Origin of the sequence: Acinetobacter sp. ANC5681 (genome assembly GCF_023488045.1) — a bacterium.
Taxonomy (GTDB): domain Bacteria; phylum Pseudomonadota; class Gammaproteobacteria; order Pseudomonadales; family Moraxellaceae; genus Acinetobacter.
In genome coordinates, this window is record NZ_JAMFKZ010000022.1 from 1 (window position 1) to 20,575 (window position 20,575).

At 39.7% G+C, this 20,575-nt stretch carries 16 protein-coding genes and 1 pseudogene; 8 read left to right on the plus strand and 9 right to left on the minus strand.

Annotation, left to right across the window (positions count from 1 at the left end; all coding sequences use genetic code 11):
• Positions 1 to 307 precede the first annotated feature (307 nt).
• The 3 genes from M5121_RS12050 to M5121_RS12060 all read right to left on the minus strand — a co-directional run bounded on the left by M5121_RS12050 (position 308) and on the right by M5121_RS12060 (position 3,773).
• A complete protein-coding gene (locus tag M5121_RS12050) occupies positions 308 to 2,284 on the minus strand; it encodes a glycine betaine transporter (protein ID WP_249571320.1) in 1,977 nt (658 codons plus the stop codon).
• Between the two features lie 151 nt (positions 2,285 to 2,435).
• The gene (locus M5121_RS12055; protein WP_249571321.1) at positions 2,436 to 3,131 is read right to left on the minus strand and encodes an ion channel; all 696 of its coding nucleotides are present in this window, start codon (positions 3,129 to 3,131) and stop codon (positions 2,436 to 2,438) included.
• A gap of 45 nt (positions 3,132 to 3,176) precedes the next feature.
• Positions 3,177 to 3,773 (minus strand): TetR/AcrR family transcriptional regulator, encoded by a 597-nt coding sequence (locus tag M5121_RS12060; protein WP_004665163.1) that lies wholly within the window; start codon positions 3,771 to 3,773, stop codon positions 3,177 to 3,179.
• A gap of 85 nt (positions 3,774 to 3,858) precedes the next feature.
• Here M5121_RS12060 and M5121_RS12065 point away from each other — a divergent pair, with 85 nt between their 5' ends.
• Positions 3,859 to 5,067, plus strand: coding sequence for an oxygenase MpaB family protein (locus tag M5121_RS12065; RefSeq protein WP_249571322.1), 1,209 nt, complete (start codon positions 3,859 to 3,861; stop codon positions 5,065 to 5,067).
• 50 nt (positions 5,068 to 5,117) lie between these two features.
• Here M5121_RS12065 and M5121_RS12070 read toward each other — a convergent pair whose 3' ends face one another.
• Both M5121_RS12070 and M5121_RS12075 read right to left on the minus strand, forming a co-directional pair.
• The gene (locus M5121_RS12070; protein ID WP_249571336.1) at positions 5,118 to 6,833 is read right to left on the minus strand and encodes a cation acetate symporter; all 1,716 of its coding nucleotides are present in this window, start codon (positions 6,831 to 6,833) and stop codon (positions 5,118 to 5,120) included.
• A 1-nt stretch (position 6,834) separates the two neighbouring features.
• Positions 6,835 to 7,167 carry a DUF485 domain-containing protein gene (locus M5121_RS12075; protein ID WP_050041932.1) on the minus strand — a complete coding sequence of 111 codons (333 nt, stop codon included), beginning with the start codon at positions 7,165 to 7,167 and terminating at the stop codon, positions 6,835 to 6,837.
• A gap of 185 nt (positions 7,168 to 7,352) precedes the next feature.
• Here M5121_RS12075 and M5121_RS12080 point away from each other — a divergent pair, with 185 nt between their 5' ends.
• Both M5121_RS12080 and M5121_RS12085 read left to right on the plus strand, forming a co-directional pair.
• On the plus strand, positions 7,353 to 10,847 hold the full coding sequence (locus M5121_RS12080) for a hybrid sensor histidine kinase/response regulator (protein WP_249571323.1): 3,495 nt from the start codon (positions 7,353 to 7,355) through the stop codon (positions 10,845 to 10,847).
• Positions 10,848 to 11,160: 313 nt separating this feature from the next.
• Positions 11,161 to 11,922 (plus strand): hypothetical protein, encoded by a 762-nt coding sequence (locus M5121_RS12085; RefSeq protein ID WP_249571324.1) that lies wholly within the window; start codon positions 11,161 to 11,163, stop codon positions 11,920 to 11,922.
• A 45-nt stretch (positions 11,923 to 11,967) separates the two neighbouring features.
• On the opposite strand, the gene M5121_RS12090 is transcribed toward M5121_RS12085, so the two are convergent.
• The 3 genes from M5121_RS12090 to def form a co-directional block, all read right to left on the minus strand.
• Positions 11,968 to 14,058, minus strand: a complete 2,091-nt coding sequence (locus M5121_RS12090) for a TonB-dependent copper receptor (RefSeq protein ID WP_249571325.1) — start codon at positions 14,056 to 14,058, stop codon at positions 11,968 to 11,970.
• Between the two features lie 73 nt (positions 14,059 to 14,131).
• Positions 14,132 to 14,542 (minus strand): DUF2946 family protein, encoded by a 411-nt coding sequence (locus tag M5121_RS12095; protein WP_249571337.1) that lies wholly within the window; start codon positions 14,540 to 14,542, stop codon positions 14,132 to 14,134.
• Positions 14,543 to 14,592: 50 nt separating this feature from the next.
• Positions 14,593 to 15,123: a peptide deformylase gene (gene def, locus M5121_RS12100; protein WP_004680037.1), complete on the minus strand. Its 531-nt coding sequence runs from the start codon at positions 15,121 to 15,123 to the stop codon at positions 14,593 to 14,595.
• Positions 15,124 to 15,243: 120 nt separating this feature from the next.
• On the opposite strand from def, the gene M5121_RS12105 reads away from it, so the two are divergent.
• The 3 genes from M5121_RS12105 to tsaC are packed head-to-tail and all read left to right on the plus strand — an operon-like array spanning position 15,244 to position 18,142.
• Positions 15,244 to 16,395 carry a LysM peptidoglycan-binding domain-containing protein gene (locus M5121_RS12105; protein ID WP_249571326.1) on the plus strand — a complete coding sequence of 384 codons (1,152 nt, stop codon included), beginning with the start codon at positions 15,244 to 15,246 and terminating at the stop codon, positions 16,393 to 16,395.
• 13 nt (positions 16,396 to 16,408) lie between these two features.
• The gene (gene dprA / locus M5121_RS12110) at positions 16,409 to 17,539 is read left to right on the plus strand and encodes a DNA-processing protein DprA (RefSeq protein WP_249571327.1); all 1,131 of its coding nucleotides are present in this window, start codon (positions 16,409 to 16,411) and stop codon (positions 17,537 to 17,539) included.
• Between the two features lie 33 nt (positions 17,540 to 17,572).
• On the plus strand, positions 17,573 to 18,142 hold the full coding sequence (gene tsaC, locus M5121_RS12115) for an L-threonylcarbamoyladenylate synthase type 1 TsaC (protein WP_087536722.1): 570 nt from the start codon (positions 17,573 to 17,575) through the stop codon (positions 18,140 to 18,142).
• 403 nt (positions 18,143 to 18,545) lie between these two features.
• Here the strand turns inward: tsaC and M5121_RS12120 are convergent, their stop codons facing one another.
• Positions 18,546 to 19,454 (minus strand): DMT family transporter, encoded by a 909-nt coding sequence (locus tag M5121_RS12120; protein WP_249571328.1) that lies wholly within the window; start codon positions 19,452 to 19,454, stop codon positions 18,546 to 18,548.
• A gap of 136 nt (positions 19,455 to 19,590) precedes the next feature.
• Here M5121_RS12120 and M5121_RS12125 point away from each other — a divergent pair.
• Positions 19,591 to 19,719 (plus strand): annotated as a pseudogene (locus tag M5121_RS12125) (MFS transporter); the annotation flags it as partial.
• Between the two features lie 13 nt (positions 19,720 to 19,732).
• The gene (locus M5121_RS12130) at positions 19,733 to 20,506 is read left to right on the plus strand and encodes an AraC family transcriptional regulator (RefSeq protein WP_249571329.1); all 774 of its coding nucleotides are present in this window, start codon (positions 19,733 to 19,735) and stop codon (positions 20,504 to 20,506) included.
• Positions 20,507 to 20,575 lie beyond the last annotated feature (69 nt).

Here is a 20,575-nt window from a genome sequence, read left to right on the forward strand (position 1 = left end):
TGTTTTTTTTTTAAACTTTAACTTACCTAATTTACTGATTTATATAATTTAAAATTTATTAATTATCTTAAAAGTGAATTTAAATAGACTAACCAATTGAAATTAAAACAGTTTATTGGAATTATGTTTTTATTATCAGCAGAAAAGCATTTTTATTTTTATATTTAGCTTTTATTTTAAGCACCTTACTCCATGCAAAAATTTGTCTCATATTCGATTGATGTTTGAAACTTCACCACCCAAAATAAAAACAACGGCTTTGATCGTTCAAAACCGTTGTTCTCAGTATTGCAATACGTACTTTCTCTTAAGGAGTACTCCCTCTCACAATATTCAAGAAGTATAGATGACGTTCATATTGATCAATAATGTCTTGGATTAAATCTTCTTGCGTCCAATCCATCACATCATAATTTTGACCACCTTCTCTTAAGAACACTTCTGCTTGGAAATAATTCGATTCATCCTCATCTGCCCGCCCTAACATAAAGCTAGGTGGAACAGTGGCATGCGAAACCACTTTATAGGTAAAGTTAATTTCATGGTGATGATCGACATGCAGTTGCAGACCATTTTCAATTTCACGTATCTCCACTTCCAAGTGACGGCGTTTGAATTCACGCTGAATACTTTCAAAAGCCTTACGAACTTGCGTGTCGATATAGTGCTGAACTTCAGTTTCACTATGCGGATAATGCATAATTAAACCTAAACGCTGCTGCCAACTGCGTGGATTATTGATGGCACGTGGAGTAATACGCGCCTCTTGAATGGCCTTCATTTTAGTGACATCTAACTTCAAGGCTTTGAGTAAGCCCCAACTCATCAGCAGCATAATAAAAGTAAAAGGCAATGCACTCATAATAATAGAGGATTGCAATGCCGATAGACCACCCACCAACAGCAGAATAATAGCCAAGGCTGCCATCAACACCGTCCAAAATAATCTTTGCCATGTTGGAGAATTCTCGGTTTTAGCGGTGAGATAATCGGTAACCAGCGCACCCGAATCCGCAGAGGTGACGAAAAAGAGCATCACCAATACCGTCGCCAATAAACTCATCACTCCTGAAAATGGCAAATGATTCAAAAATTCAAATAAAGCTACAGATGAATCGCTTTGTACTGCATGAATCAAACTGACATTATGCTCTTGCATAATATTGAACAGTGCAGCATTACCTAAAAAGCCCATCCAGATAATGGTAAACCCAGTCGGAATCAGTAATACACCCACAATAAACTCACGGATGGTTCGGCCCCGCGATACACGGGCAATAAACATCCCTACAAATGGCGACCATGAAATCCACCAAGCCCAATACATAATGGTCCAACCGCCAATCCAGCCATTCGGTTGATAAGCATAGAGGTTAAAGGTCATACCAAATAGGTTCGACATATACGAACCCATGTTTTGAATGGTCGTTTGTAGTAGATAGATACTTGGGCCAGCAATAAATACAAAGGCTAAAAGTACCAAAGCCAAGACCAGATTCAGCTCAGAAAGACGTTTTACGCCTTTATCCAAACCGAGAAATACTGACATTGAAGCGAGAATACTGACAAAGACAATCAAACCCACTTGGACTTGGCTACTTTGCTCCACTCCAAATAAATAATGTAAGCCAGAATTAATCTGAGTAACACCAAAGCCTAAAGAGGTTGCTACCCCGAAAACCGTGCCGATGGTGGCAAAGGTATCAATACTATCGCCCCAAGGACCGTAAATCTTCTTACCAATAATTGGATATAAGGCGGAACGGGTTTTTAACGGCAGATTATGACGATAAGCAAAATAGGCCAAAGCCAATCCGACCACGGCGTAAATTGCCCATGCATGTAAACCCCAGTGGAAAAAGGTAATCCTTAAGGCTTGTTGTGCAGATGCGATACTTTCAGGATCACCACTCGGTGGGCTGACATAGTGCATCACAGGTTCTGCAACACCGAAGAACATCAAACCGATGCCCATACCTGCGGTAAACAGCATAGCAAACCACGAACCATTGCTATATTCAGGTTGGCTATGATCTGGTCCTAATTTAATTTTGCCGCTGGCCGAACAGGCAATATAAATCAGTAAAATCAAAAACACCGCAACAGAGAGGACATAGAACCAACTAAAGGAATCTGTAATCCATTGCTTCAGTTGTTGTGTCAGAAATTCAAAGGAACTGGGTGCGATAATGACGATTGCGATAAAAATCGCAATGATAATCACCGTGCTTAAAAACACGTTTGGATTCACATTCGCAAACTGCGAAGATGGCTTGGAAGGCATAATTCCCCCATATTTTTTTAATGATAATGACAGACCCTAAGGGTCAAATAAGACATTCACATAGTGAATAAAAGCGAGTTCAGCGGTGTAAAACTCGATACTGATTATAAAAAATGTGAAAAATAAAGCAGTTGTAATGCTGTAACTGTATTTATTCTTTATCGCTCGATTGCTTAGGTAAATGGGCAATGTATTGTAATGCGATTAATCGAGAAACCACGACAGCGAGATACATCACCCCACCAAACATTTGTAGCATGGTTAATACTCTAGCGGCTGGGCTAATTGGCATCAAATCAGATAAACCCGTTGCTGATTGCAGACTAAAACTCAGAAATAATAAATCGAGCCAAACTTGTAAATCTTGTGGCTGATTTGGGTTTTGAAAACTATGGGGTAAAAGCAACTGGCAAATACTATATAAAAAGGCGAATGCCCAAGCGATGAGGGTAAAAACTGCACCTGCAGCAAATAATTCATCTTTGGTGAGATAACGATCTGCAAACATATAACGTAATAATCCATAAGCAGCATAAAAATACGCTAATGCTTCAAAACTATAAGCGATGATTTGGATTTTTGAATTGTCATAGCCAATAAAAATTAAAATTGAAAACAGAAAAGCACCACTGACAAAGACTAAGCCCCAAAATGTGAATACTGGTGTTTGGCGAATGACCTTGGCAATAATTAAGAGAGCTAAAACACCTAGTGACCAAGTTAAGGCACGATATTCACTATCTCCATAAGTCAACATCGCCATAATTAATAATGCCAATTGCACCAACAACAACCACGCAGAAGGTAATAAACGAAAACTGCCCCAAAATTGTTTTAAGCTTTGCATATTGTTTTCCATGTGATTGTTATGATTTTCATTAAGTTAATGGCATCACACCGTATCTAAAAAGGCAACAATCATTTTAGAGAGTTCTTGTTGCAAACGTTGTTCTTCAATTAAAAAAGTATTTTTACTGGCATAACGCATCATCGTAAATAAGGTACTGTTAATAATCACAAAAGACTTATGTTTTAAAGTCTCAAAATCCCAATGGGGGTAGTAACGTCCAAATAAGTACATACCCACTTCCAAGAAATGCTGCTCTAATACTTGTGCCGCTTCTGAATCACTATAAGTATGCCAATTTTTTAAGATTTCGATAAAGAAACCATGATCCGATTTCAATGATTCAAAACCAAAAGCGATACTTAATGTGATGATGTCTTGAATAGCTGTTTGTTGTTGGAGCATCACTAACTGCTTTAGTGCTTGCCCTAAATTTTCGCTTTTACGTAACAATAGTTCAGCAACAATCTGTTCTTTATTTTCAAAATATTGATAAATTGATCCGACACTTACCCCTGATTTTTCAGAAATTTTAGGTGTTGTTAATTGTAATACACCATATTCAGAAATACATTTTTGCGTTCCCTCAAGAATACTTTCGACAATCATTTTTGCACGTTGCTGCTGGGGTCTTTTTCTCATGTTCAGCCTTTATTAAAACGCGAATTGAATACGAATATTTATTCATATTAAGCTTTGATTAAATAACAATCAGGGGCTTTATGCAATGCAAAGCATCGTTAAACCTAAACGCTTAGCAGCGTTTGAAGACATGATTCAATCAAATATTAAAACCAAAATTCTTGGTTATATGACGCATCAACAAATTCAACCGAATTATCAAGAATATCTCTCCTTGAACACAGCGTTGCAAAGTGGTGACGCGCCCATGGACCAACTACTGCTTTGGATACTTCAAAATCCAAAACTGCATCGTAAGTACTTTGAAACTGCGCTATATCAAGGTCTTGAGAAATTACCACATGAGATTGCTGAACTGACTACCTTCTTCCAGTTAGTGGAACAAAAACCTGATTGGTACGACCAAGCCAAAGTCGATGAAGCACTTAAATTTACCTATCGCCTAGGCATCAATAACGGACTGATCCTACGAGATCTATCGCTAATGACAGGTTATTTGTACCCTGGTTTTAATCAACCCCTAGTCCTGACAGGTGCACTAAAAAAACAGGCGGGAACACGCTTAGCTGAAACAACTAAATGGTGGGTCGATATCACTGAACAAGATGGTTTTGAACGTTTTAGCAAAGGCTTCACCTCAACGATTTTTGTGCGTTTTATTCATTCGCTGGTGCGTCATCAACTGCAAAAATCTGAAAAATGGGATGCTGAAACCTGGGGTTTGCCTATCAATCAATATGATCAGGCCATGACCAATATTGCCTTTAGTGGCGTGGTATTGATTGGTATCAGAGCATTGGGAATTTTCCCTAGCACACAAGAGATTGATAGTTTTTTACATTTTTGGAAATATGCGGGCTGGTTGATGGGCGTTGAAGAAAAATGGTTAGTGGATAATGAAGCTGATGGCTGGAAACTCATGTACTGGATGCAGTTTGCACATCCTCAATCTGATGAGAGCAGTATTTCTCTTGGCTCTAGTCTTTCCAAAGAACCCTTTGAACGGAAATATCGTTACCTACGCTCTTTTCAGCAAAAACTCGCCTATAAGCAACACCTCGAAATTACCCAGTTCTTTATTGGTCGCAAGAAAATGCAGAAATTGGGTTTAGCACCACAGTCAGCCTCATGGTTTGCTTATTATTTAATTGGTCGCAATCTAGCACTCTATACAGGTGCGAAACATATCCCAAAATTAAATCAACTGCTTGAAGAAAAAGGACGAAATTTGCAACGAATCGGTTTGTCACTCTATCGTAATCAAGCGCAACAACTGGCCAGTATGCATCAATAATACAAAAAGCCCTCAAAAGTTGAGGGCTTTAATTTTAGTATTCAATCTACTTAGTGATCAGATGCACCAGAGATACCAATACCTGTTTGTGAACGAACAAACTGAGCATCGAACGCTTTACGCTCTTTCTCTGCACGCGCAGTTTTATCTGTTACTGAGAAGAACCAGCAGCAAAGGAATGATAATGGCATTGCAAAAATTGCAGGCCCATTAAGTGGGTTCACTGGAGTATCTGAAAGTTTCAACGTGTCAACCCAAACTGCTTTAGACAGAATGATTAGTGTCACAGCAGTTACTAGACCAACAACACCACCAATCACTGCACCACGTGTCGTTAAACCTTTCCAGAACATAGACAATACAAGTACTGGGAAGTTTGCACAACATGCAACCGAGAATGCTAAACCAACCATGAACGCAACGTTTTGTTTTTCAAACAAGATACCAAGAATCATGGCAAAGATTGCTAAACCTAAAGTTGCAATTTTTGACATACGTAATTCAGATTGAGGCGTGGTTTGACCTTTTTTGAATACGTTTGCATATAAGTCATGTGAAATCGCAGATGCACCTGAAAGTGTTAAGCCTGCAACTACAGCGAGAATCGTTGCAAATGCAACCGCTGAGATGAAGCCCATGAACAAGTCACCGCCAACTGCATCACTTAAGTGAACCGCAGCCATGTTGTTACCACCAACCAACTCTAATTTGCCTGTTACCGCTGCTTTCGCAACATCAAGGAATTGAGGATTGTTTGAAACGAATAAGATTGCACCGAAACCAATGATAAAGGTTAATAGATAGAAGTAACCAATGAAGCCTGTTGCAACAACAACAGATTTACGTGCTTCTTTTGCATCTTTAACCGTAAAGAAACGCATCAAAATATGTGGTAAGCCAGCTGTACCAAACATCAATGCTAAACCAAGTGATAATGCATCAATCGGGTTTGCAGCAAGTTTACCTGGCCCCATGATTTTTGCAGCTTCATCCCAGCTAATGCTGTGAGATTGGCTATATACACCAATCGCTTGGCTGAACATGTTCGAGAAACTAAAGCCAACCGCTTTCATTACCATGAATGCCATGAATGTTGCGCCACTGAGTAACATTACGGCTTTAATGATTTGTACCCAAGTGGTTGCTAACATACCACCAAAAATTACGTATGCCATCATCAATAAACCGACGATTACAACCGCAATATTATAGTTCAAACCAAAAAGTAATTTGATTAACTGACCTGCTCCTACCATTTGAGCAATCAGATAAAATGCAACCACAACTAAAGAACTTAATGCAGCTAAGGTACGAACTGGTTTTTCTTCCAAACGGAAAGAAACTACATCAGAAAGATTATATTTACCTAAGTTACGTAAACGTTCAGCAACAAGGAAAAGTACGATCGGCCAACCGACCATGAAACCAAGTGAATAGAGCAAACCATCAAAGCCTGAACTGAACACAAGTGCTGAAATACCGAGGAACGATGCGGCTGACATATAGTCACCTGCAATCGCTAAACCATTTTGGAAGCCACTGATCCCACCACCTGCGGTATAGAAATCAGCTGTATTCGTGGTTTGTTTTGCTGCCCACTTAGTAATAAACAAAGTGAAACCAACAAAAATGGTGAACATGATGATTGCATGCCAGTTTGTTGCCTGTTGCTCTGCTGCACCTAAATCAGGGCTAGCAAATGCAACGTGAGAACAACATAGGCTTGCAAGCGCGAACAGTTTCGCTTTGAATGACGTCCCTTTCATCTCAGTGCATCCCTTTTTCATGTGTGATTGCCTCAACTTCCTTGAGAGCCTCTTCATTCAACTGATCCAGTGTATTATTGGCGATGTATGAATAGACACCACACAATAAAAATGACAGTACGATAATGCCTAAACCGAGGGGCATGCCCCATGTTGTTACACCACCACTAAAAGAACTTGCTAGGAACTCTTTGTTATAGCCAACTAAAAGCATAAATCCGACATAGATAAACAACATGATTGCTGTTAATGTCCAACTTAATGTACGTTTTTTGCTGACCATTTCTTGAAACTTTGGATTATGTAGAATACGTTCTACCTGTGAGTCATCCATCATTAACTCCTTATTTTTGTGTCCAGCCGTGGACCCCTTTTTTACTAGGGATTTTTCATTATTTAAATTAACAAGATTATGCTTGACTCGTAACTTAGACTTTGGTCTCTAAATACAAATCTCTGCTCATAACCCTTTTGATGCTTCGGGTATGATAGAAAATGGAGTTTGATCACGTGAGCAATATGAACAATTGGCTTATTATTGGGGCACTTGCCCTATATATCGCGCTGTTATTCGGCTGTGCTTTTTTTGGAGAAAAACATGCCAGTCGCTTAAGCACACGTGGTCGTATGTTAATGTTCAGCCTAACTTTAGGCGTATATTGCTCATCTTGGACATTTTATGGCGCAACAGGTGCAGCCGTTCGTGAAGGGATTATTTTCCTCCCGATCTATCTAGGTCCGTTGCTGTTTATCTGGTTTGGTTACGATATCTGGAAACGTTTGGGGCGGATTCGACAGCACCATGCCATTTCTTCAATTGCCGATTTCGTTGCTGCTCGCTATGGCAAAAGTGGCAGTTTAGCTGCACTGGTCACCATTCTTGCCGTGATTGCAATTGTGCCCTATCTCGCGCTGCAATTACGTGCGATCGCACTGAGTGCTTCAGTCATTCTTGAACAAAATGCACACGTCCATACCACCACCAATAGCGTGTTGTTGCTCACGGCGGTACTGGCAATTTTAGCCATGATTTTTGGTACACGGCATATTGCACATACCGAACAACATGGCGGTTTAATGCTAGCAGTCGCATTTGAATCTTTTGTCAAATTGTTTGCTTTACTCAGTGTCGCTGTTTTTTTCTTATTCCAGTCTCCTGAAAATATCAAACAGGTCAGTAATGATGTCTCTCAGCATTTTCATGACTTACAACAACTTGGTGTACCTGAAACCTTCTGGGTTCAAACACTTTTAGCCGCACTGGCAATGATTTGTTTACCTCGGCAATTCCATGTTGCCGTAGTCGAATTACGTGATGAAAAACATATTGGTGGGGCCAGACGCTGGTTTGCAGCTTATTTAATTTTAACAATTATGGCGATTATTCCTATCGCCAGTTGGGCCTTACACTCCCTCCCAGATACATTAGGTACTCCTGATATTGCGGTATTGGCGCTCCCTCTAAGTTATCAGCAGGATTGGTTGGCATTACTCGCTTTTTTAGGTGGTTTCTCTGCTTCAACAGGTATGTTACTGGTTGCCTCCGTCGCACTTTCTATCATGCTCAGTAATGATTTAATTATGCCTGCTTTATGGCATTTCAAGATTATCTCTCGACATGATCAACAATTACCCAAAGTACTCAAACTGACTCGAAGAATTAGTATTATCAGTGTGATGTTACTGGGTTTTTTATTCTTCCACTTTTTTAATGACATTAATCAATTATCAGTATTTGGCCTATTGGCTTTTAGCGCAGTTGCGCAATTTTCGCCAGCCCTCATTGGTGGTTTATATTGGCGCGGTGCAAGCCGTCAAGGTGTCTATGTCGGTCTGATCGTAGGCTTCATAATGTGGAGCTACACACTGCTCTTTCCTACTTTGTTGCGTAGTCTCCCAGAACAATATCAAGCGTTCGCACAACATTTATTATTGTTTGGACCTTTCGATATTAATAGCTTACGTCCAGAAGCTTTACTTGGTTTTGAATCTTTTGCACCATTGACCCATGGTGTCATGTGGTCTTTGGGACTGAATATTATTTGCTATATTTGGGGGTCTCGTTTGTACCGCCCAAGTGTTGCGGAACAGATTCAGGCTGAAAGCTTTTTCTACTATGAAAGCAAACCGTTACCCTCTACCCAGACAAACCTTGATTTAACCGATTTACCGCAAAATGCAGCGCGGCTCAAAGTTGGCGATTTATTGGCACTGGCTAAACGTATTACAGGTGATCGCCCTACGACTCAAGCATTCCAGCAATTTTGTGAACAAAATCATGTCGTACTCAATGAAAATCATGTAGCAAATGGCATGTGGTGGCGCTTCACTGAACAATACTTGGCAGGCATTATTGGTGCTGCATCAGCACGTACTTTACTCACCACCGCCATGATCAATAATGGATTAGCACTGGGGCAAGTCGCGAATATTCTCGATCAAGCTTCACAATGGCAACGCTTTAACCAAAATCTTTTGATGACCATGATCGACCATATGACTCAAGGGGTAAGTGTTGTTGATAAAAATATGTGTTTGGTTGCATGGAATAATCAATATCTTACCTTATTTGATTATCCTAAAGACCTCGTTTATGTCGGTTGTCCAATTGCAGATTTAATTCGATATAACGCAGAACGTGGAGAATGTGGACCCGGTTCAGTTGAAGAACATGTGCGTAAACGAATTCACTGGATGAAAGTCGGTAGCGCCCATGAATTTGAACGTATTCGTAAAGATGGCTTGGTCATTCAAATGCGCGGTAATCCTATTGAGGGTGGAGGATTCGTCACGACCTTCGCCGATATTACTGCGTTCCGCGAAAATGAAGCGATTCTTGAAGAAAGAGTGAGTGATCGAACTCAACAGCTTGCAAATGCACTAGCTGAACAGCAACTTGCCCGTGAACAAGCCGATAAAGCCAATCAATCTAAAAGTCGATTTTTGGCAGCGGCCAGTCACGATTTACTGCAACCGATGCATGCAGCACGTTTGTTCAGTACGGCATTGGAACAGAGTGTCAGCTCAACTGAAGATCAACAAACCTTACAACAACTTGATCGCGCACTGTATGGTGCTGAAAGCATGCTCTCTGCCCTACTCGATATTGCCCGTTTAGAAGGTGGAACCATCCAACCAAAACGCCAAGCCTATTCATTACATGACTTATTGAGTGATCTTGAACTTCAATTCAAATCAATTGCAGCGCAGCGTAATATTCAACTGTCTGTACACGATACTCAATTCTGGGTTGATACCGATCCACAATGGATGCGACGAATTATTCAGAATTTCGTTAGTAATGCATTGCGTTATACAGCACAAGGTCGTGTCGTTGTTGGTGTATTACGTTCTGCACAAAGACCAAACCATATTCGAATCGGTGTTTGGGATACAGGACCTGGGATCAATGAACAACAACGGGTGAAATTATTCCAAGAATTTGAGCGTTGCGGGCATACCTCACCTTGGGGTGAACAAGGACTTGGACTTGGTCTCGCGATTGTTCAACGTATGACCAGCCTGCTGGATTTCCCAGTGCATGTCTACTCAGAATTAGGTAAAGGTTCTTGCTTTATGATCGAAGTACCGCTCGCCGAAGCACCAAAAATTCAAGCGACTACATCGCATGTGACCGCACTGCAACATACTGCATATAAAGTGCTTTGTTTAGACAATGATGAAACTATTTTACAAGGTATGCGGACTTTATTAAGTAAGTGGGGCTATCAAATTTTTACCGCGACTGAACCATCGGAAGCAGTAAAAATAATTGAACAAGAAGATATTCAAGTGTGGTTAATCGATCAGCATTTAAATCATAATCAACGGGGATTAGATTTTATTGAACAATATCGCCCTGCACACATTCCAGTCGCATTAATTACAGCAGATTCTGATCCTGAGTTGCCTCAATATTTGAAACAGCAAAATATTGTTCTATTGAAAAAACCGCTCAAACCTGCGGGTTTACGTGCATGGCTTTCTGCTTTAAAAATTATGCCAATGAGCTAAATGGCAAAATATTTTGAAACATAGGCAAAAACCATCAAAAAAAGCGCATTAAAATGACAATAAATTGACCAAAATGCTCAAAAATTTATTGGCTATGGCAAAAACGTTCACTTACACTAGTGAACGTTTGTACACTTACTTACAATTAATTAAGATATTGTTTTTGTTAATAAATATTACCACAAAAACCACATATACAACTTTAGTCGTATTCTACTTGTTTTCTGAATCACGCATAAATTGATCAAAATGATAGAAACCTATGTCTTTGCTGTTTTAGGTTTCTAACACAATCGCCATAAAGGACATGATCATGAATAGCAATCAAGCCACTTCAGAACATAACGAGTTACAGTTTTACCGCCAATACAGTGCAAATGCATTATTACCAGAGCTCAACTGGCAGAATATTTTTGTACAGAGCAACTTAGATGATACTCATCTAAAAGCATTGAATACACTTTATCAAGCAGCCGTCCCCCTTGCCCTCAATGTATTCCATGAGCTGAATTTTGATGTATTTGCACCAGCAGCTTATCAGCCACAAGGTCTAGGACTGTTTGAAAAGCTAGCGTTGCAAGAACAAAAGTTCTTGGATGTATTAGAAACAGAATCCGCTCATGTGGATCATGAAACACGTCATCAAATGTGGAGTATGCTACTTCGTGGTGGTGCCGTGTTGGTCTTTAAAGCATGGTTAGGTCATGTCAAAGATGGCGAAAATCAACTGGATAAAAGTCAGTTCGATGAACTATCGGATTTATTATTTATTAAAACTCGCCCAGAGCAATTAGCACAACGTTTAAACGTAGATGCCAATGCAGAACTGACACACATTTTTTTGATGCATGAAAACGATGTATTTTTAGATCATTTCAATAGCTTGGAAACAGCGGCTTTATTTGTAGATTTAGGTGTTTATGACGCTGCTTTCTTAAGTTTACGTGATGATCGCGTCGCAGAATATCTCATCGCAAAAAACTATGTAACTCAAGAACAAATTGATGATTTACAGTGCGCACTCAATCCTTTGTATTGCGATAGCTTAATGCCTAAGCAAGATTGTTTAGCTTAATTTTAAAAAACAAGGTGGAATTTACCACCTTGTTTTTATTGTCTACTAGAACTTCATGCTCATCCGCATCCAGTAATTACGTCCAATATTATTAAACTGCTCACTTGCAGCATAACCAAACATGGACGCACCCGCTTTATTTAAGTGCTCTGTATAAGCCTTATCTAAAACGTTATCAATCCCTACTGAAACATCGGCTGCATCAGTTAGCTTATAAGTTCCATTTACAGCTAGGGTATCGAATGCTTTACTTTCATTCATGTCATAACCCACCACATTACCCTCATTCAAACTGATACGATTTTGTTTTGCAACAGCACGCCACAATAGACCTAAGCTATATTTTTCATCAACATAGCGTAAATTTAGTCGACCCTCTAAAGGTGCAATTTGTGGTAATGCGCGATGATCCGAAGTATTTTCTCCCCAAGCGTACATGGTTGAAAGATCCGCTTGGAAATGATCAGTGAATTGATAACCCACCCCGGCCTCTGCCCCAGCAATTGTGGCATCTACATTACGCGCAAGTGGTTTTCTTTTATCTGGTGTATTGTATTCAAGTAGGATGAAATCTTTGATTAATCCAGCATAAACCGATGCCCAAGTACTCCATGCACCATGCTCTGCTTGCAAACCGAGATCCAATTGTGCAGTGCGTTCATTGTTCAGATTGTCTAGATTATCCACCATTTTATATGTGGTTTTACCCATCATATCTGTGGAACCTACACCATGATCTGTCGTGGTGCTATACAACTCCCAAAAGTCAGGCGTACGTTCCACATATCCCAAACCTAGATAAGTCTTTAAACCATGTTCTGGGAGACTCTTTTCCAAGCGTACAAAACCACTTGGTAGAGTATCTTTACGATTTTTCGCATTTTGCAGATTGTCTATTTTGACTTGATCGACTCGCGCTCCTGCTACGACTTTTTGATCTTGATCAATCGCATAAGTCCACTCACTAAATGCACCATAAGATTGAAATTTCAAATCTTCCGCATAAGGCATGTTCATCTTCGGCATGGCATACATGACCATATCACCACCATGCTTATTCTGCTGCGTATCTACACCTGAAATGACGCTAAATTTATCCCAATCTGTCGTTACAGCTAAACGGGTATTTAAAGTACGACGATCAACCCGCATCGACATTTTATTTGGCACAGTCATATTCATTCCGTGCATATTCATGGTCGTCATTGGCGGCGTACGTAAGCTAAAATTATCCATGATATGATCGTTATAGCTGTAGTCCACTTGGGCTTCAACTTTCTTGATCACCTCTGTAATATTTTTCTGTTCAGTGTGTAGTCCAAGGCTTTCTCGTTTAAATTGCGAACCATCCATGCTACGACCAGCGTAGGCAGCCTCACCATCACCTTTACCTGCACGCAATTCTAACCAAGAATCATCTGTTGGCTTCCAACCCAATGCCAAGTCAGTATTCCAGCGCTCCCAATTTGAATGAATGCTTTTATCGTTGCCATCTTTATAATCCTCTGCAACAGATCGATTGGCATTTAAACGAGCATATTTGGTTTCATCGCCAATTGCCGCTTCAATATTATGATCTAGACGACCATATGAACCCATCAAAACGCTGGCTTGGCCACGATAAGGCTGATCTTTGCTAAGATTTTCAGGTTGACGCTGAAAAATGACAGTTGCAGCCGAACCAGGTGTTGCATACTGAACAGTTTGCGGCCCTTTAATCACCGTAATTTTATCAAAGCTTTCTGGCTGAATATAAGAAGTTGGTGCATCCATACGATTCGGGCACGCACCTAAATTTTCACTACCATCAACCAACGTTTTAATCCGTGAACCAAACATGCCGCGAAAGGTGACATCGCCATTGGTTCCACCATTTTTAATGGCACTAAATCCCATAATATTTTGTAAATAGTCTGCACCGTCCGTTGCAGGAATAGGTTGAATTGCTTGCTTAGGATCGGCATGAATAATCAATCCATTTGCATCATTTGGCTGCTGTGCTGTAACGACAATAGGTGCTAATACAACATGGGTTTTATCGGACTGAATATCCATATTTGCCCATAATAATGTGCTATTTGAGGCAGCAAGAATCGCAACCGTAAGGGGCTGTAATAAAAATTTAGGTTGAGCCATGATCGGTCTCTCTTAAAACATAAGTAAAACTAGGCTAGAGTTTTGAAAACCCTAATGAAATTGACGTTTTAATTTATGCAAAGAGTGGCGGTGCTCGCCCTTGAGGTAATAAGAATAGCCGTTGCAGTGCAAAATAAACATGCTTAAATGCCTGTTGATACGCGACTAAACGGATTTGGATTCGAACTAAAACCTCTTTCACGCCGAATTCAGGCGGTAATACCAAATTGGCATACACCGTACAGTATTGACACTGATGGTTTGGATCGTGATGATCATGTTTCGACATCAAGCTTTGATGTTGTTCAAGCTGATGTGAATGATGACGCATATTGTGCGATACAGACTGCTGTTCAGCTTTTAATTTAGGCAACAATAACGCTTGGGTAATCGTTTCACATACAGGTGCAATCTGATATTGCTTCGGCAGCAGTGGCTGCAAAAACACCGCAATCTGTAAATAGACTGCGGTGAATGCAAGCATTAAACCACTACGAAACAATAAAGGCACTTTTAATAACCGAAAAACATTTGTTAACGTTTAACCGCAACTTTTTCTTTATCGCGTTGACGTACAACTTTTTCAACTTTCTCACGTGCACGCTGACGTTTTAATGGCGATAAATAATCAACAAAAAGTTTGCCATTTAAGTGATCCATTTCATGTTGGATACAAACTGCGAGAAGTTCGTCAGCTTCTAACTCAAATGCTTGACCATCAAGGTTAATTGCCTCGATTTTTACACGTGACGGACGCGCAACTTTGTCGTATATTTGAGGCACAGAGAGACAGCCTTCTTCGTACGGCTGAGTCTCTTGAGTCAGTGGAGTAACTTTGGGGTTGATGAACACCATCGGTTGATTTTTCTCTTCAGAAAGATCCATGACAATAAGCTGAATATGATGATCAACCTGAGTTGCCGCTAAACCTATACCCGGTGCCTCGTACATGGTTTCTAACATATCTGCTGCAAGCTGACGAATATCATCAGTGACTTCTTCGACTGGCTTAGCAATGGTACGAAGACGGGGATCAGGAAAACTTAAAATAGGTAATAAGGCCATACCGTTCCTCATTTATGCCATTGATCAGAAAACCAACTGAAGGGAATGCTTGATCAAAAAATTGTGTGTAAAGTCGTTATTATAACGCAACTACACAGATAATTTTTAGGAATTATGATAATGAAAAAGGTTTTAAACGGCATACCATCATTTCATGCCTTGGGGTTAAAAAAACAACTGATTGCTGCTGCAATTTGTGCAGGATTAGGCATGAGCATAAACCTTACTCATGCAGCAAGCCCTAACGCAAACCCACCATCCTTAAAAGCGGGTGCACCACATGTCTATGTGGTGAAAAAAGGCGATACACTTTGGGATATTTCAGGCAAATTTTTAAGCAAGCCTTGGCGCTGGCCTGAAATTTGGGCAAGCAATAAACATGTCAAGAATCCACATTGGATTTATCCTGGTGATCGCTTGCTACTTTGTAGTTTGAACGGTAAGCCACTGATTGGTAAAGATGAAGGTGATGGTTGTGACGGTATCATTCGTCGTTACTCTGGCAATACTTCTACTTTACGTCCAAAAGTTCGTATTGAAGCTTTGAACAATAGCGTCCCTGTTATTCCATTAGCTGATATTCAACAATGGTTAGAACGAACTTCTGTACTTCCAGCGAGTGCGATTGCAAATACCCCATATGTCTTGGGTACAGCGGATAATCGTGTACTTGCAGGCAAAGGTCAGAGCATCTATGTACGTGGTCAAGGTATCGAAAATGGTCAACGTTATGGCGTATACCGTGAAGGTGAACCATATATCGTGCTTGATGAAAAAGGGAAGAAACAAAATCTAGGTGTTGAGCTCACGCAAGTCGCTTCTGGTGTTGCGATTACCAATGAAAATGACATTACAACCTTTGAATTAACCGATAGTTATAATGGTGAAGTACGTCGTGGTGATCGTGTTATGCTTGAACAAGATGCCATGTTACCTACTTTATTCTACCCAACTGAACCAAATCAGGTGAAAGATGGCGGTAAAGTCATCCGTGTCATGGGGTCTATAGGTACAGCTGCGAAAAATGGTGTCGTCACTGTTGACCGTGGTACAGCAGATGGCATTGAAATCGGACAAGTTTTTAGTACGTACCAAGATGGCGAAACTGTTCGTGATCCAAAGACCAAAGAAACTATAAAGTTACCAGGTCAATATGTTGGTAGTATTATGATTTTCAAAAGTTTTGATCGCATCAGCTACGGCTATGTTTTAGAGAGTGAGTTACCAATTAAAATTGGTTCAAATATCAAGCCGCCTCGTCTTGATAACTAATCTCTAATTAGAAATGTTGAATCAGCTATCGCCCCATCATTATCATACTGTGTTGGTGTGGTACTTGGTTCAACACTCGCTTTCTAGTTTTCAAAAAATTCGAAACTATTTCGGTAGTTGTGCGGAAGCAGTCCAAACACATCGACTTTCTGAATGGCAACAGCTCGGTTTACACAAAAATCATTTAAAACGTCTAGAAGAATTCCAAACCCCACACGGAAAGCAGCAATTTGACCATATGGTTCAATTGATTTGTAAGCACACCGATTTTATTTTAACCCCTGAAGATATCGACTACCCTACTCAACTTTTACCTTATTCTGATCACCCTCCTATTTTATTTGGTCAAGGCCAGCTACAAGCATTATTACAGCCCCAGATTGCTATGGTTGGAAGTCGAAAGCCGAGTCCTCATGGACGACAAGTTGCCTATGATTTTGCGTATTATTTAAGTGAAAAAGGATTTTACATCAGCAGCGGTTTAGCCCACGGAATTGATGAAGCGGCTCATCGTGGCGGTTTAGCCCATCATCGGACAATCGCGGTGACTGGAACAGGTTTAGACACAGTTTATCCATCGCAAAATAGCAAACTAGCCCAAGAAATTATTCAAACAGGCGCTCTTGTCACTGAGTTTCTTCCGACTACCCTACCTTTACAGCAGCATTTTCCACGCCGTAATCGTATCGTTAGTGGTCTAAGTCTTGGGGTTTTGGTTGTAGAAGCCGCTTTGAAAAGTGGTTCACTGATCACAGCAAATGAAGCAGCCAATCAAGGGAAAATGGTATTTGCCATTCCTGGACATATTTACAGTGAGTATCATCAAGGCTGCCATCAATTAATTCGTGAAGGTGCAACTTTAGTTGATCATCCAGAACAAATTATTGAAGATCTAGCCTTACCTACACAATGGCAAGTACAACAACAAATTCCAGAAGAACCTGTAACCATCACACCAAGCTTACCAACACATTTGATTGCTCTTTATCAAAGTCTCGACTGGGTTGGACAAGACTTGGATGAACTTGCTCAACGTCATCCAATTCCGATCGCAGAACTTACAGCTCAATTGATGGAATTAGAATTACTCGGTTTCTGTATACAACAGGGCGGTCGCTATTTACGTTGTCGTCCAATTCATTAAAATAACCCTATCTTTGTCGCTAAATATAATCCCATGATTACCTCATCAATTTCGGAAGCAGCACAGCTTTTGAAGCTAGGACAAGTTCTTGCTTATCCAACAGAAGCTGTTTGGGGCTTAGGCTGCGATCCATTCAATCAACAAGCTTTTCAAAACATTCTTGAGCTAAAACATCGCCCAATTGAAAAAGGAGTCATTTTATTAGCAGGTCACTTAGGGCAAGTTGAGCATTTGTTACAAAGCTTATCCCCAAAGATACGTAAGCAAGTGATTGATAGTTGGACGGATCGTGTAGCAACTGAAAGAGCAACTACGTGGTTACTTCCCGCTGATGAGCACATTCCTATTTGGATTAAAGGTCAACATCCATTGGTTGCTGTACGTGTAACCACGCATCCTTTGTGCGTCGAACTTTGTAATGCCTTTGGCGGCTTTATTGTATCGACCAGTGCCAATCCTGCCGGACTAAACCCAGCACAAAATTTAGAACAAGCTCAAGGTTATTTTGGTGCATCCCTGAATTATTTGGAGGGCGATTTAGGACTTAGCCAAGAACCTAGTCGAATTCTCAACGCATTAACAGGTGAAGTAATTCGCGCTTGATTATGTAAATAGTGAATAAAAAAAAGCTCAGTTATATAGGGATAACTGAGCATAAAAAGGATGTGTATAATCACATCCAGAGGGTCTGCAAATTGGTTGAGTATATTCATCATTAAAAATGAATCTAGCTACTCTGAAAGCTATTATGGATCAATCATTTGATTTATACAAATATATTATTTCTCTAACAAAAAATGTGAAAAGCGTACCATTTTTGTCAGTTTTAAAATTTCAATAAAATTATATTTCTATTTTTATTGAAATTTTTTTGGTCACAAACTTGATAAATATCTAAAATATATTTGAAAATCATATAGAAATAATCTTCATTAAATAAAAATTTTGATGTGTTTGTCGCTATTTCAACCAATTTTATACGATCATTTCATATTTAAGTGGTGCTTTAAATCAATTCTACAGGTGCTTTTTCCGTTTTCTTTTGCGCTAAAATGATACCGACCAAAATCGTCACACCGCCTAAGGTATGGTAGATCGTCCAATGCTCAGATAGCCATACACTTGCAATAATTGCAGTAAATACAGGTATCAAATTCATAAAAATACTAGTACGGTTTGGACCAATGCTTTGTACAGCAATCATCCATAATAAAGGTGCGATCAACGATGGAAAAATACCTGCATACAATACACTTGCTACATTATCTACATGAATTGTATCTAAGCCCAACCAAAGTAGAAATGGAAGATGGTATAGCAACGCAAAAGCGATTTGGATATAGAGACTGGTCATCAATGGCAATTGTACTTGCCATTTTTTTAGAAAGACGCCATAAAATGCATAAAAACCTACAGCCAAGACCATAACAGCATCTCCCCAATGCCCTCCTTGATCAAATAAGCGAGAGAAATGCCCTTGGCTCATTACATAAAGTAGGCCGAAAAATGATAGGAAACTGCCAAAAATCGCAAATCGATTTGGCTTATCTTTTAAAATAATATAAGAGATAAAAATGGTAAAAACTGGAACAAAGGCATTTACAATACCCATATTTGTTGCAGTGGTATAATGTGCTGCTGTATAAGAAAGGCCTTGATATAAAACCATTCCAAAAGCGCTCAGAACTGCTAATTTAGGAATATATGGGCGAATCAAAGCTCGCTGTTTCCATACTTTGGGCAACATAAATGGTGTCAAAATGAGAAAGGCAACAAACCAGCGATAAAAACTAATACTGACGGGTGAAATATAGTCCGCAACATAACGAGTCACTGCAATATTTAACGACCAAATTAAGACTGCTATCAATGGCAGTACAAATGCCCATTTTTGGTATCTACTTAACTGAGTCATCAGCCATCTCACAATATTTCTAGATTAGGATTATTCTGAAAGATGTCTAAAATAATTGAAATATCGTATTTCAGATATTTATACCGCTATGTCGACATCAAATCTAAAAGCAGATCCAAATTTACAACTTGAGACTTATACGCTTGATCACTTCAATAAAAATATCTTAATTTATGCTGTAATCAGCTTTATTACCTCCGTCTGTATCCATCTTTTCACCTTAGCAAAAGGTTTGAACAATCCTAAAGTCACTTGTGAAAATTAAATGAGAACCCTGAATGAAGTATGATGAGACTGAAAAATTATCTTTTTTAAATGGTATCGAAGTACATGAATTTCTTTATCAGAAAGATGATATTGTCAACCCTCATTCTTCACTTTGGGGGGATTTTAACTTCAGTCTCAATGGCACTTTAGAATTTGATATTGAAGGGAAATATTATTTATCACCGCCAAGCTATGGGCTATGGCTACCACCACGCACAGAACACCAATCACTGCCTGTTGAACATGAAATTCATTATATTTGCATCCGACTTCATCCTCGTTTCGGAGATGCATTAGGCGATGTCTGCCGCTGTTTTAGTATTCAACCTTTTTTTCGCTCTTTGGTCATTCAAATTCTAGAGCAACAAAAGCAAAATCTTGCGCCTGAATATCTTGAACATTTATTACAAGTGTTATTCGACCAACTAAAGCAAGCCCCAGCATATACACATTATTTACCGCAAAGCACGCATCCAACCTTAGCTCCGATCCTCGATCAACTTGCGAATCCTGAATTATTTCATATGAGCCTACAACAAGTATTGTATAACTTTACGGTCAGTGAGCGCCATGTGTTACGGCTGAGCCAACAAGAATTGCAACTCTCTCTGTCAGAATGGCGCAATCGAGCCAAAATTATTTTTGCAATCAATCAAATTCGTCAAGGCATGACCATTAAACAATTGGCATATACTTTAGGTTATCACCATAGCTCTAGCTTTATTGAATTCTTCAAGCGCTATACAGGACAAACTCCTATTCAACTCAAAAATGCCTCGATATAAATCCAAGACGTGCTTTTGCTCATAATTTGTATGGATTCATATCAAGAGGATTGCACTGTACGAAATTAG

Excerpts from the sequence above, each read along its gene's own strand:
- M5121_RS12050 (WP_249571320.1), bottom strand. The coding sequence starts at position 2,284 with ATGCCTTCCAAGCCATCTTCGCAGTTTGCGAATGTGAATCCAAACGTG.
- M5121_RS12055 (WP_249571321.1), bottom strand. The coding sequence starts at position 3,131 with ATGCAAAGCTTAAAACAATTTTGGGGCAGTTTTCGTTTATTACCTTCT.
- M5121_RS12060 (WP_004665163.1), bottom strand. The coding sequence starts at position 3,773 with ATGAGAAAAAGACCCCAGCAGCAACGTGCAAAAATGATTGTCGAAAGT.
- M5121_RS12065 (WP_249571322.1), top strand. The coding sequence starts at position 3,859 with ATGCAAAGCATCGTTAAACCTAAACGCTTAGCAGCGTTTGAAGACATG.
- M5121_RS12070 (WP_249571336.1), bottom strand. The coding sequence starts at position 6,833 with ATGAAAGGGACGTCATTCAAAGCGAAACTGTTCGCGCTTGCAAGCCTA.
- M5121_RS12075 (WP_050041932.1), bottom strand. The coding sequence starts at position 7,167 with ATGGATGACTCACAGGTAGAACGTATTCTACATAATCCAAAGTTTCAA.
- M5121_RS12080 (WP_249571323.1), top strand. The coding sequence starts at position 7,353 with ATGAACAATTGGCTTATTATTGGGGCACTTGCCCTATATATCGCGCTG.
- M5121_RS12085 (WP_249571324.1), top strand. The coding sequence starts at position 11,161 with ATGAATAGCAATCAAGCCACTTCAGAACATAACGAGTTACAGTTTTAC.
- M5121_RS12090 (WP_249571325.1), bottom strand. The coding sequence starts at position 14,058 with ATGGCTCAACCTAAATTTTTATTACAGCCCCTTACGGTTGCGATTCTT.
- M5121_RS12095 (WP_249571337.1), bottom strand. The coding sequence starts at position 14,542 with ATGCTTGCATTCACCGCAGTCTATTTACAGATTGCGGTGTTTTTGCAG.
- def (WP_004680037.1), bottom strand. The coding sequence starts at position 15,123 with ATGGCCTTATTACCTATTTTAAGTTTTCCTGATCCCCGTCTTCGTACC.
- M5121_RS12105 (WP_249571326.1), top strand. The coding sequence starts at position 15,244 with ATGAAAAAGGTTTTAAACGGCATACCATCATTTCATGCCTTGGGGTTA.
- dprA (WP_249571327.1), top strand. The coding sequence starts at position 16,409 with ATGTTGAATCAGCTATCGCCCCATCATTATCATACTGTGTTGGTGTGG.
- tsaC (WP_087536722.1), top strand. The coding sequence starts at position 17,573 with ATGATTACCTCATCAATTTCGGAAGCAGCACAGCTTTTGAAGCTAGGA.
- M5121_RS12120 (WP_249571328.1), bottom strand. The coding sequence starts at position 19,454 with ATGACTCAGTTAAGTAGATACCAAAAATGGGCATTTGTACTGCCATTG.
- M5121_RS12130 (WP_249571329.1), top strand. The coding sequence starts at position 19,733 with ATGAAGTATGATGAGACTGAAAAATTATCTTTTTTAAATGGTATCGAA.